Here is a 12,511-nt window from a genome sequence, read left to right as displayed (position 1 = left end):
AAGAATTTTGTCCCCTTTTTAAGTATGCCGCAACACTTCTTGCATATCGCTTGGAAGCTTTATAGTGAAAGACATCTCTTTCTCTAAAATAGGATGATAAAACGTCAAAGATTTACTATGAAGTGCTTGCCGTTTCATTTCATCCCTTCTCCCTCCATATAAGCTATCACCAAGTAACGGATGTCCTATATGAGCCATATGCACACGAATTTGATGCGTTCTTCCTGTCTCAAGCTCAAGCGCTACATGTGTCTTATGATATGTACTATCAATTACCTTAAAATGAGTAACTGCCCTTTGTCCATGCTCACAAACCGTTCGCTCAATAATGCTATCAGATTTTCGACCAATTGGTGCATCAATCATTCCTTCTCGTTCTACAATCTTTCCGTGAACAATTGCTTCATACGTTCGTTTCACAGCTTTTTGTTGATGCTGCTTCGATAAAAGATGATGCACGAAACGATTTTTTGCAATAAGCATAAGCCCCGAAGTATCACGATCTAAACGTGTTACGATGTGCACTGTACTTGCAAGGTGCTGCTTATCATAATGAGATAAAAGCGCATTGGCAACACTCCTTGTCGGATGTTCTCTAGACGGAATCGTTGACATGTTCGCCTCTTTATTAATGATAAGAACCGCGTCATCTTCATATACAATGCTTAAAGGGATATCTTCTGCCATCATCCCTTCACTTCTTTCCTCAACTGGAAAAAAGACACGTAATTCTTCACCAGCACGCAACTGATGACGAACACTCGCATGTTGACCATTTACTTCAATTGCCCCGCCGTGAAACTTTATATCCGTTAAAGCGGCTTTAGAAATACATTTCGTTTTCAAAAATTCCCTAACTAAAGTTCCCTCTTCAGCCGGACCTATATCCCATTTCAATGTAAATCTGTTCAAATATATAACCCTTTCTATTTATCTGCAACAAACGAGTCACGAACTCGTTTCCAGAACGGGAATGGACGGAAACGAACAAATCGTACTTTCTCGTTTGCGACGCGATACTGGATTGATTTCACATCTTGATGAACCATCGTTAAATGATCCACTGTAATTTGTAAATTCATTCCTGCAGCTGGCTTTAACACACATGTATGATGCTTCGGCAATACAAGTGGCGATCCTACAGTACGAAATACACGATTGTTAATGGACGCCATTTCTGCAATTTGTATCGCTTCAATAGATGGGTGAATAATCGCTCCGCCAAGCGCTTTATTATACGCGGTACTTCCTGAAGGAGTAGAGATACAAAGGCCGTCTCCGCGGAATGTTTCAAAATATTCTCCGCGTATTTCTACTTCTGTTACTAATGTACCTTCTGCACTTTTTACAGTCGCCTCATTCATCGCTAAATACTGTGACTCTTTACTTCCATTCACATAGCGAATAATAACTTCTAAAAGCGGATATTCCACCACTTGGAATGGTGTTTTCGCAATTGCAATTACTAATTTCTCTACTTCTGTCGGTAACCAATCTGCATAGAAACCTAGATGTCCTGTATGTACACCAACAAATGCTGTTTCATCCAATCGATTATAATAACGATGAAACGCATATAAAAGCGTTCCATCTCCCCCAACAGAAATTACAATATCGGGTTCCTTTTCATCCATTATAAATCCAAAATCTAGCAAGTACTCTTTCATCGTGCTTGCCAGTGTATCTGATGATTGATCTCCCTTTGACATAATTGTAAATTTCATCGCCCAACACCCTTTAGTTTATGATTCAGAATCTTTCGTTTCTTGCTTTCTTGAAAAAGCCTTTTGCGCTTCTTGAATTTCAAGACGAATAGAAGACATTTCTTCATCTAATAAAAACGCCGCTTCAGCTGCACGTTGCAACCTTATTTTAATATCTTCAGGAAAACGTCCACTATATTTATAATTTAAAGAATGCTCAATTGTTGCCCAAAAGTTCATTGCTAGCGTGCGTATTTGGATTTCTACCAATACTTTTTGTTCACCCTGAATCGTTTGAACAGGATAACTAATGACAACATGATAAGAACGATAACCGCTATCTTTCTTTTGCGTAACATAATCACGTTCTTCCACGATTTCAAAGTCATTTCGTTTTCGAAGATATTCTACAACAGGCTTAATCTCATCAACAAATTGACACATCATTCTAAGCCCAGCAATATCCTGCATATCTTCTCTCAATCGGTCTAGCGGTACATTTCTCTTCTCCGCTTTATCAATAATACTTGCAACCGACTTTACCCTTCCTGTTACAAACTCAATTGGAGAATGCTCTGTTAACATTGCAAATTGAGTACGCATTCCTTTTAGTTTCACTTTCAGCTCTGCCACCGCTTGGTGGTAAGGTGCTAAAAATTCTTCCCAATTTCGATTCATTTCAACCACCACCAAAATCAATCCATTTGCTTATAGAAATACTTTTTCTACAGCAGTTACTAATTCTTCTCCGTAATTTGCATTACCTTCAATATTTTCAACCAAATATTCTACTTCTTCTTTTAATCCTTCTAATTCCATTTCAATGTCATTCACGCGAACGAACATAACCACATCGTTATTCATCGCTTCATGCATTGCTTCCCAGCATGTGTGCGGAATACTTACATAAATGAAAGATGATTCATTTTCTAAGATATATAAAAATGATAAATTGTCTGAGTCTACAAGTACGTGATTACGCGCACTTAACTCCTTTACCTCTATTTCACTATTTTCCGCACAAAAAATAAGAGCATTCTCTCTCTTTTCTACGCTCTTAACTTGGATTTTATTTTGCATGCTCTAACTCCTCCATCTCAACTTCCTGTCTTACTTAACAGTATTATTGTATCATAACATGGACGCAAACAAATAAAACATTGAACCAAATTTATGAAAAAGCGATAATGTGTAAAGAATTATTTTTCAAAAGGAGATTATACAATGACACAAGAAATTGAAATTGAATTCAAAAATATCGTTACAAAAGAAGAATTCGATACATTATGTAAATCGTTTTCTATTGAAGCATTTACAAAACAAGTGAATCACTACTTTGAAACACCTGACTTCTCGTTAAAAGAAGCTGGCTCTGCACTTCGTATTCGTCATAAAGGAGAAACTTATACGTTAACGTTGAAACAACCTGCAGAAATCGGTTTATTAGAAACGCATCAAGTCGTAACAGAAGACGAAGCAAAAATGATGATGGAAACAAACACAATCATTCAAGGTGCAGTAGTAGATCAATTACACAAATTACAAATTCCTGTTTCTGCTTTAACATATATGGGTAGTTTAACAACAGAAAGAGCAGAAACATTATTTAAAGGCGGAACGCTTGTCTTTGATCATAGTTTTTATTACAATCACGATGATTATGAAATTGAATTTGAAGTGCAAGATGAAGAAACAGGAAAAGCTGCATTTATTCATTTATTAACGCAACATAACATACCTGTTCGCCATACAAATAACAAAGTAAAACGCTTTTTCCTTGCCAAACAAAACAAAGCACGCTAAAGTGAAAATTCCACTAGTGAATATGTTTCACTAGTGGATACATCTCACTAAAAAAGTTTACACCCGTAGAATAAGCAAAGAATCTTTGAGAAGGCTGTTTATTTGCCCTCTCGAACATTCCATTGCTACAATAGATATACATTTCATGGAAAAAGGAGTTTATAAAGGATGAGCAAGCAACCGATGACACCATTTGAAGCTATTGGCGGTGAACAATGCATTGCAATATTAGTAGATACATTTTATTCCTATGTCAGTAAACACCCTGACTTATCTCCCATCTTCCCGGAAGATTTAACAGAAACCGCTAGGAAGCAGAAGCAATTTTTAACACAATATTTAGGTGGTCCTAATTTGTACACTGAAGAACATGGTCATCCTATGTTAAGAGCACGCCATCTCCCGTTTGAGATTACCCCAAAACGAGCAGAGGCTTGGCTATCATGTATGGAGCAAGCAATGGATGATACTGGAGTGCATGGTCATATAAGAGAGTTTGTTTTTGAACGTTTAGCATTAACGGCTCAGCATATGGTTAATACTCCAAACGAAACAGGTGAAGTGTAATGGATAAGCAGGAAGCAAAGCATATAAATATGCCATCTCCTTCCGCATGCGAGCATAAGTCTGTAGAAGCATATTTATTTATTGATCCACTTTGTAAAGATTGCTGGGAAATTGAGCCTTTTATTATTAAACTATGGCTTGAATACGGGAAATACTTCTCTATTCGTCATATCGTAACAGGAAAAGTGGATGGAACGAACGCTTCCTCACACAAATGGAATAAACCTGCTAATATTCGATTTGTGTGGGAAAAGACAACCAGTTTACAAGGTTTTTCATGTGATGGAAAGGTACATATGCAAGAAGCATCGTCAACACCATATTTAGTTTCGATGGCAATTAAGGCAGCGGAGTTGCAAGGCCGAAAAGCAGGTTCGAAGTTTTTGCGAAAACTCCAAGAATACATTTTCCTTGAAAATGTATCAAACCCTGACTGCGAACTATTACTTGCATGTGCGAGAGATAGCAATATTGATGTAGAAGAATTTAAAAAAGATCTACATTCTGCTAGTGCAAAAAAAGCTTTCCAATGTGACTTGAAATTCACGAATGAAATGCATATTACAGAAATACCTTCCCTCGTCTTTTTTCATGCGAACTCAGATGAAGAAGGTATTAAAATCGCTGGAAATTATTCCTACGATGTATACGTACAATTATTGAAAGAACTTGTAAAATGTGAAATTGAGCCAGAACCATTACCACCTTTAGAAGTGCTACTAGAAGCAACACAATTTATATCTTCAAAAGAAGTAGCATTTATTTATGACTGTCCGCAGCAAGAAATTGAGCGCGAACTAAAAAAATTACAACTGAAACGAAAAGTACAAATGATTGAAGTAAAATGCGAACGTTATTGGAAATGGATAGCAAAAGAAAAAGACCTGGTGTAAACACCAGGTCTTCTTCTTTACGGCTTATAAAAATATTAAAGGGGATGGGAGAAATTTTCACGTTCAAACAAAGGGGTATATGTTTGTATGTGAATTCGTTCACGCTTATTATATTACAAGATTCGACGTCAAATGACAACCCCTTTTGTCGAATTTCACACTTTTGTCACATTCTAAACGTTTTCATTTTTGAATAAGCTATAAAAAAGGTCATTTAGGGGGTTTATTTATGAAAAAATCTTATATTGCTCTTCTCTTTCTAGCTGTCATCGTTTCTTTTTTCTTGTACATCCTCTCTCTACTACAAGCTTTTCCTAAAATTATTGCCTTACCTCTTTTATTCGGAATCATCGTTATCACACTCTCTTATTTCAATTATAAAAAACGATTCAAAGGGTTTTAAGTTCAAAAATCAGCCGTAAAGCTATCCTTTCAGTTAGAAAAAATAAAGAAATTCATCTTTTTTTCAACAAATATCGACATTAAATCTATTCAACAAAAAAGACGAGGATACAATCCCTCGTCTTTTTTCATTACTTTTCTTCAAATAATAATGCTTCTAATTCATTTAATTTCTCTTCAAATACTTGTAGTGCCTCTTTTACTGGTTCAGGAGATGCCATATCTACTCCTGCTTTTTTCAGCACTTCAATTGGATAATCAGAGCTTCCTGCTTTTAAGAACTCGTTAATATAACGTTCTACTGCTGGTTGTCCTTCTTCTAAAATCTGTTTAGATAGAGCTGTCGCTGCACTAAATCCTGTTGCGTATTGATATACGTAATAGTTGTAGTAGAAGTGTGGAATACGAGACCATTCTAAACCAATCTCTTCATCGATTACTAAAGCGTCACCGAAATATTTCTTATTTAAATCGTAGTAAATTTCCGTTAGCATGTCTGGCGTAACAGCATGTCCTTCTTGTACTTTCTTATGAATAATATGTTCAAACTCTGCAAACATCGTTTGACGGAATACAGTACCACGGAACCCTTCTAAATAATGATTTAATAAATATAGACGCTCTTTCTTATCTTCTGTCGTTTTTAATAAATAATCATTTAGAAGCGCTTCATTACAAGTAGATGCCACTTCTGCTACGAAGATGGAATAATCACCATATACGTGCGGTTGTGTTTTTCTTGTATAGTAACTATGCACCGAATGACCAAACTCATGAGCAAGTGTAAATAAATTATTTACATTATCATGCCAGTTCATTAAAATATACGGATTTGTTCCATATGCACCAGATGAATATGCCCCGCTTCGTTTTCCTTTATTCTCATACACATCTACCCAGCGATTTTCATATGCCTCTTTCAAAATATCAACATATTCATCACCAAGTACGTTTAAAGATTTTAATAAAAGGTCTTGCGCTTCTTCGTATTTCACATTCATTTTCACTTCTGGTACAAGTGGTGTATATAAATCATACATATGAAGCTCATCAAGTCCTAGTGCACGCTTACGAATATCGATGTAACGGTGTAATAAATGTAAGTTGTCATTTACTGTTTCAACGAGTTGATCGTATACTGCTTCCGGAATATTATTATTGCTCAATGCAGCTTGGCGAGCAGAATCATATTTACGAACACGCGCATTGAAATTATTACGTTTTACTGCTCCACTTAACGTACTTGCGAATGTGTTTTTAAATTTTCCGTACGTTTCATATACAGCTTTAAATGCATCTTTGCGAACACGAGGATCATCACTTTCTAAAAACTGAATGTAACGGCCATGTGTAATTTCTATTTCTTCTCCGTCTTCCCCTTTAATAGATGGGAATTTTAAATCCGCGTTATTCAACATACCGAATGTATTGCTTGATGAACTCATTACTTCAGATGCTTCCGCTAATAAAGCTTCCTCAGCTTCTGATAATACGTGCGGGCGTTGACGTGTAATTTCTTCTAATGCATGTTCATATACACTTAAATCTCTATTTTCCTTCAAGAATGTTTGCAGTGTATCTTCTGAAATCGATAAAATTTCAGGAACAATATACGCTGTGCTACTAGATACTTGTGAATATAAATTTGTTGCGCGATCATTTAATGCTTGATATACAGAGTTTGTTGTATCTTGATCGTAACGCATATGAGCATATGTATATAACTTACCTAATCGCATTGAAATTTCATCTTCATATTGCAATGCCTCAAGTAAATTGTCCGCAGAGTCACTAAGTTTCCCTTTAAATTCAGTTAACTTCGGCAATAGCTCTTTAATAGCTTGGAATTCTTTTTCCCATTCTGCATCCGTTTGGAAAATATCTTCTAATCGCCACGTACTTGCTTCTTCAATCTCGTTGCGATCTGGTAATGCTTTCACTTTGTTTTGTTCAGACATTCTTTAAGCCCTCCTTTAAATATCTCTACTTAAGTACAATTCGTTTTTTCTTATGTAATTCCTTCACAATCATTCTTTATTATATCCCCTTTTCCTCCTCTCATGTTAAAATTTGCCTCAAATAAAGATAGCGCATGTATTAAGCAAATCTCATCATGTTTCATAATTTCCTCCTCTGTTTTTAACATCACGACATCCCTTATTTTCCGGTACGTATAAGTTCCCACTTTACACAAAACACCTATATAGCATAAAAATGTCATATATTCAGTAACTGCCACTTTCCATATGTGCTTTGAAAAGTACGGAAGTATCCGCCTTTTCGTATACCTTTTTACATAACTACACACGTATTGAAGAGAAATACACTCTCCCACTGCAAGCTCCCCTATACACTTCATATAGAGGAAAGCTTGCCATATAAATGGGTTTGTTTGTAAAGCAAATGCAGAAGGGAGTGGAACACCAATTTCAGAAGGAAAGCTTGCTGGGGTACATTTAAATTGATATAAGAGGCGTAATAATGACTTATAATTATAATTCCAAATCGGCAGGGCATTTTTGCGGAAGTAGTTCTTTCTCTTCTTCCACTCTTCACCCAATCTTTCTTTCCCGAAAGGAACGGGAGAAAAAAGCATTTCAAAAGTAGTCGTATCAGTTGGTAAATATATAGTATGTGAGAAAAAGACATTTGTAGAAAAGGGAGTGACAAATGCACATTTCATAAATGATTTTTGTTTCGGACAGAAGAAAATAAGAAGTGGCTGAGGATAAGATTGTAAGGAGAAAGCCATAAGTGAGGAAAATTTCATCCAATATGCAGATTGCTTTTTCAATTGATTTCCACCAACGATCCAAATGACCTGTATACCAGCTTGCCAATACGAATATGTTCTTTTGTACAGCTGCTCTATAGCGAGGTTTGCACATTGGTATTCAATTGCAATTTTTCTGCCCGCCCTCTCTACAAAAACATCTGGTCGTTGCTTAATTTCTGGAAGGTAGTACTCTATATCCACCTGAAAGTTTTGACGCTTGAACCATCTATATAACAATTCTTTACCGTGCATATGATACGTTGATTCCGCTTCATAAAAGGCAAGACATGAATTCACTTTTTTATGAGCAAAATGCCAACTTTTTTGTTTCCCTAATTTCATTTGCACTTCCTTTCCACAAGCTACACAAAAGAATCGTTCTTGTTGACGCATACGGCGCAAAAGCTTTTCATTACAATTATAGAGTAAATGAATTTTCTCTCCGTTTTCTCTTTTAGCGATAAATATCGTAATCACACCCTTTCAGCTCCTTATATTCTACAATTTGTTACAAATTCCTTTTAAAAAAGAGATGTCCCAATTTCGGACATCTCTTTTTATAATAAAGGTGATAATAAGCGGTATGTTGATTCAACAATTCGTCTATGAAGACGTCTTTTATGAAAATGATCAACATGAATTTCACTTGATTCTTCTAAATCATCTTTAAAGTCTTGAACAAGTTTTCGAATGCTATCTGTATCATATAAAAAGGCATTTACTTCAAAATTCAAATGAAAACTTCTCATATCCATATTAGCTGTCCCAATTGAAGCTAAATCAGAATCGACGATGACAACTTTACTATGAAGAAAACCTTTTTCATATTCATATATCTTTACACCTGCATCTAAAAGCTCTGGGAAGTAAGATCTCGATGCGTAAAAGACAGTACGCTTATCCGGTTTACTCGGCATTAATAAACGAACATCAATACCAGCAAGTGCAGCAACCTTTAATGCGGATAAAATATCATCATCCGGAATAAAATACGGCGTTGCAATCCAAATGGATTTCCGAGCAGAAGCAATCATGGCAAAATATAAATGCTTAATCGTTTCCCATTTATTATCAGGCCCACCTGCAACAAGCTGCACGCCTCCCCAATGCTCCCCCTCAACTGCTTTCGCTTGTAAATATTCAGGGGCTAGCACAGCCTCACCAGTCATATAAAACCAATCTTGAAGGAAAATAAGCTGCAAACTTTGTACAGCTTCACCACGCAAATATAAATGTGTGTCTCGCCAAAAGCCGAAGTACTTATCCTTCCCTAAATATTCATCACCAATATTTAATCCACCTACAAAGCCTTCATTTCCATCAATAATAACGATTTTTCGATGATTTCGATAATTAATTTTATCGTTTAAAATCGGAAAGCGTACAGGGAAGAACGGAATCATTTCGACTCCTGCATCGTTTAATTCTTCAATATACGATTTTGATAATTTAAAACTTCCAACCGCATCATACAAAAAACGAACGACTACGCCCTCTTTTGATTTTTGTATTAAAATATCTTTAATTTCCGTTCCAAGCTTATCATCACGCACAATGTAATATTCCATATGAATGTGATGTTTCGCTCGTTTTAATCCATCTAAAATGGCCTGAAACGTTTCATCTCCATTTGTTAATGTTCTCGTTTCAGTTTGAAATGAAATATTTAAAGCGCCTAAGCGATCCGCTAAACGAAATAACAGCTCTTGATGCTTATGATTGCGTAAAATCCGTTCTTCGTAATCTTCATGCCCCTTATATTGTAAAAACGCTTGTTCATCGAGCAACGCCTTCTTTTGGAACATTCTCTTCCTCCGAAAGTTCTGTCCGAATAATAAATAAGCGAAGAATCCAAATACCGGAAAAATACCTAACACAATGAGCCATGTAAGTGTTTTTGACGGATGACGGTTCTCTAAGAAAATAACGCAACCAATTAAAAACGCAGATACTGTAAATAAAATACTAATAATACCTAAAACCGAAACATCTTTTATCCCAATCACATCTGAATAAAATGCTACATCAATAAACATACGTAACGAAACAAATAATGCGAACAATAGCAGTATAAAGAAAATCAGCTTTAACGTATTTTTCATCTCTTACCTCCTAACTAAGAAAGCTTTCCTATTCTTCATATAAAAAGCCGATTTCATACTACAGAAATCGGCCTACGTTTTAGCAGGAAAATTATTGCGAATCGTTTCAAGCGCATGCTCTTTCACAATTTGTTTTCCATACTCACTTACACGATGAATTGTTAAAGTTGATTCTTCTCCATATTCTAAAATAATACTTAAAATACGATCGATTTCTTCTTCATCATGTAGCACTTCATCGAATTCCACATATACATAATAGCGGTTCTCAAATGAATACAGCTCATCTTTTATATCTTCAAAGATAAGACGATGACTTAATGAAATGACATCTTCAAAATCATTAAACTTAATTAAAAAGCCAAACGTACCATCTTCATTAAAGTTTGTTCCTGTTTGTTCTTCTACCTCTTCGACTAATTCTTGCTGGAATAATGATTCGATGCCTTCATCTAGAGGAATATCTATAATTTTGTCTACCCCTATCGGTAGTTCCAGCTTTTGCCCGTCCTTTGAAAGCTCTGCTTTCGTGACAAGTACTTCAATCCCTTTATCGACTGCTTGCACTTGAATCCATAACGGCCCATCAATAAAGAAATCGTCATGATCACGAGCTTCGTCCATCATCTCCCAAAAGAGCTCTTCACTTCGTTCGCGATCATACCAAATCTCTTCACGATTAAATCCTCTATCCTCTATATCAATGTACGTAATAAAAAATTTCATCGTATGATCATTAATTCTTTCAATATCCAAAATACAACTCTCCCTTCCTGCTTAGAATTGTTATGAAGGGATTCCCCACTCATATGACAAATCAATAGATTCTTGTACTCTCATTTTATGATAAGATTCTCCAGAATGGAAATAAAATCGATTTATTTTACAAAAATAGTTATATGCCTATCTTTACTCGATCAACTACGTAAATATATTATTATAGCGATTTCTTACTTACAAAAAATTTGGACATACATTTCCACATTCCCCCGTACACTGTAATAAAGTGAAACTTCTATTAGAAGAGATTATTTAACAACAACTTTCTTCATCACATACATATAGTTCGCTTATTAAAACATCATAAATGGAGGCAGACGAATGGACTTAGAGTTTTTAACATCCGTACTAATGATTGTCGGTATCGATGTTGTATTAGGTGGTGACAATGCAATCGTCATCGCACTAGCTAGCCGAAATTTACCTGAATCGAAACGAAATAAGGCTATTTTGATCGGTACTCTTTTAGCGATTGTACTAAGAATTGTCCTTACTATACTAGCTGTCTATTTACTCGACATTCCATTTCTACAATTGATTGGCGGGGTTTTACTTACATTAATTGCAGTCAATTTATTAACCGATAATAGCAACGATCTTTCTTCTATTCAAGGAAAAACAACTTTATTTCAAGCTGTGCGGACAATTGTTTTCGCGGATCTCGTTATGGGGTTTGATAATGTTATTGCCATTGCAGGTGCAGCTCACGGGAGATTTTTACTCGTCATAATCGGCTTACTCATTTCTATCCCGATTATTATTTGGGGCAGCAAACTTATTTTAATACTTATGGAGCGATTTCCATTCCTCATTTATTGCGGTGCAGCAATTCTTGCCTATACTGCAGGAAAAATGGTTACACATGAAGACAGACTTGCAACCTTTTTTCATAACAATCCAAGTTTCACTGCAAGCATTCCTTATTTGTTCATTTTCACTATTTTATGCATCGGCTTTATTGTACAACAAGTTCGATTACGCAATGTGAAACATTAAAAAACCTTCTACTATATAATAGGTAGAAGGTTTTCATATTATTATAATTAATTTACAAGACGTTGTGCTTCACGTAATTGGAACGTTCTTACTGTACGTGGTAAGAAACGACGAATTTCGTCTTCGTTGTAACCAACTTGAAGGCGTTTCTCGTCAATCATAATTGGACGACGTAAAATCCCTGGATAGTCACGAATCATCTTATATAAATCTTGAAGTGGTAAAGACTCTAAGTTTACATTCAATTCTTGGAAAACTTTCGAACGAGTAGAAATAATCTCATCCGTTCCGCTTTCTGTCATACGTAAAATCTCTTTAATTTCCTCAATCGTTAATGGATCTGAGAAAATATTACGTTCTGTATAGGGAATATGATTTTCCTCTAGCCATAATTTCGCCTTTCTACAAGACGTACAGCTTGGAGAACTATATAATGTTACCATACAAAGCTCACTCTCCTTAAAGAGTACAAATTCTGTACTAAATACA

14 protein-coding genes are annotated in these 12,511 nt (G+C 35.6%); 5 read left to right on the top strand and 9 right to left on the bottom strand.

Annotated elements, in window-relative coordinates:
• Nucleotides 1-18 precede the first annotated feature (18 nt).
• The 4 genes from HFD78_RS02025 to HFD78_RS02010 are packed head-to-tail and all read right to left on the bottom strand — an operon-like array spanning nucleotide 19 to nucleotide 2,783.
• Nucleotides 19-912 carry an RluA family pseudouridine synthase gene (locus HFD78_RS02025; protein WP_001079132.1) on the bottom strand — a complete coding sequence of 298 codons (894 nt, stop codon included), beginning with the start codon at nucleotides 910-912 and terminating at the stop codon, nucleotides 19-21.
• 14 nt (nucleotides 913-926) lie between these two features.
• Nucleotides 927-1,724: an NAD kinase gene (locus tag HFD78_RS02020; RefSeq protein WP_000673190.1), complete on the bottom strand. Its 798-nt coding sequence runs from the start codon at nucleotides 1,722-1,724 to the stop codon at nucleotides 927-929.
• A gap of 18 nt (nucleotides 1,725-1,742) precedes the next feature.
• Nucleotides 1,743-2,381: a GTP diphosphokinase gene (gene yjbM, locus HFD78_RS02015; protein WP_001081482.1), complete on the bottom strand. Its 639-nt coding sequence runs from the start codon at nucleotides 2,379-2,381 to the stop codon at nucleotides 1,743-1,745.
• 30 nt (nucleotides 2,382-2,411) lie between these two features.
• Nucleotides 2,412-2,783, bottom strand: a complete 372-nt coding sequence (locus tag HFD78_RS02010; RefSeq protein ID WP_001180003.1) for a UPF0738 family protein — start codon at nucleotides 2,781-2,783, stop codon at nucleotides 2,412-2,414.
• Between the two features lie 144 nt (nucleotides 2,784-2,927).
• Here HFD78_RS02010 and HFD78_RS02005 point away from each other — a divergent pair, with 144 nt between their 5' ends.
• From HFD78_RS02005 to HFD78_RS01990, 4 genes are all read left to right on the top strand, one after another.
• Nucleotides 2,928-3,506: a CYTH domain-containing protein gene (locus HFD78_RS02005; RefSeq protein ID WP_000191122.1), complete on the top strand. Its 579-nt coding sequence runs from the start codon at nucleotides 2,928-2,930 to the stop codon at nucleotides 3,504-3,506.
• Between the two features lie 168 nt (nucleotides 3,507-3,674).
• A complete protein-coding gene (locus HFD78_RS02000) occupies nucleotides 3,675-4,073 on the top strand; it encodes a globin domain-containing protein (protein WP_000043386.1) in 399 nt (132 codons plus the stop codon).
• Nucleotides 4,073-4,966, top strand: coding sequence for a ClpXP adapter SpxH family protein (locus HFD78_RS01995; protein ID WP_000360656.1), 894 nt, complete (start codon nucleotides 4,073-4,075; stop codon nucleotides 4,964-4,966). Before HFD78_RS02000 ends, HFD78_RS01995 begins: the two co-directional genes overlap by 1 nt.
• A 229-nt stretch (nucleotides 4,967-5,195) precedes the next feature.
• A complete protein-coding gene (locus HFD78_RS01990) occupies nucleotides 5,196-5,369 on the top strand; it encodes a hypothetical protein (protein WP_000750355.1) in 174 nt (57 codons plus the stop codon).
• A 130-nt stretch (nucleotides 5,370-5,499) separates the two neighbouring features.
• Here the strand turns inward: HFD78_RS01990 and pepF are convergent, their stop codons facing one another.
• The 4 genes from pepF to mecA all read right to left on the bottom strand — a co-directional run bounded on the left by pepF (nucleotide 5,500) and on the right by mecA (nucleotide 11,002).
• Complete coding sequence (pepF, locus tag HFD78_RS01985; RefSeq protein WP_000003366.1) at nucleotides 5,500-7,326, bottom strand: oligoendopeptidase F; 1,827 nt, start codon at nucleotides 7,324-7,326, stop codon at nucleotides 5,500-5,502.
• A gap of 50 nt (nucleotides 7,327-7,376) precedes the next feature.
• The gene (locus HFD78_RS01980) at nucleotides 7,377-8,621 is read right to left on the bottom strand and encodes a competence protein CoiA (protein WP_000628332.1); all 1,245 of its coding nucleotides are present in this window, start codon (nucleotides 8,619-8,621) and stop codon (nucleotides 7,377-7,379) included.
• An 80-nt stretch (nucleotides 8,622-8,701) separates the two neighbouring features.
• Nucleotides 8,702-10,246, bottom strand: a complete 1,545-nt coding sequence (locus HFD78_RS01975; RefSeq protein ID WP_000799198.1) for a cardiolipin synthase — start codon at nucleotides 10,244-10,246, stop codon at nucleotides 8,702-8,704.
• A 72-nt stretch (nucleotides 10,247-10,318) separates the two neighbouring features.
• A complete protein-coding gene (gene mecA / locus HFD78_RS01970) occupies nucleotides 10,319-11,002 on the bottom strand; it encodes an adaptor protein MecA (protein ID WP_000350716.1) in 684 nt (227 codons plus the stop codon).
• Between the two features lie 345 nt (nucleotides 11,003-11,347).
• Between mecA and HFD78_RS01965 the strand changes: the two genes are divergently transcribed.
• Complete coding sequence (locus tag HFD78_RS01965) at nucleotides 11,348-12,022, top strand: TerC family protein (protein ID WP_000362615.1); 675 nt, start codon at nucleotides 11,348-11,350, stop codon at nucleotides 12,020-12,022.
• 47 nt (nucleotides 12,023-12,069) lie between these two features.
• On the opposite strand, the gene spx is transcribed toward HFD78_RS01965, so the two are convergent.
• Nucleotides 12,070-12,465, bottom strand: a complete 396-nt coding sequence (gene spx, locus HFD78_RS01960) for a transcriptional regulator Spx (RefSeq protein ID WP_000258267.1) — start codon at nucleotides 12,463-12,465, stop codon at nucleotides 12,070-12,072.
• Between the last annotated feature and the right edge of the window lie 46 nt (nucleotides 12,466-12,511).

The sequence above is a fragment of the Bacillus sp. EKM501B genome (genome assembly GCF_011800505.1).
Taxonomy (GTDB): Bacteria; Bacillota; Bacilli; order Bacillales; family Bacillaceae_G; genus Bacillus_A; species Bacillus_A cereus.
Note: the sequence above shows the minus strand (reverse complement) of the source record. Positions and strands in the feature narration are given on the sequence as shown.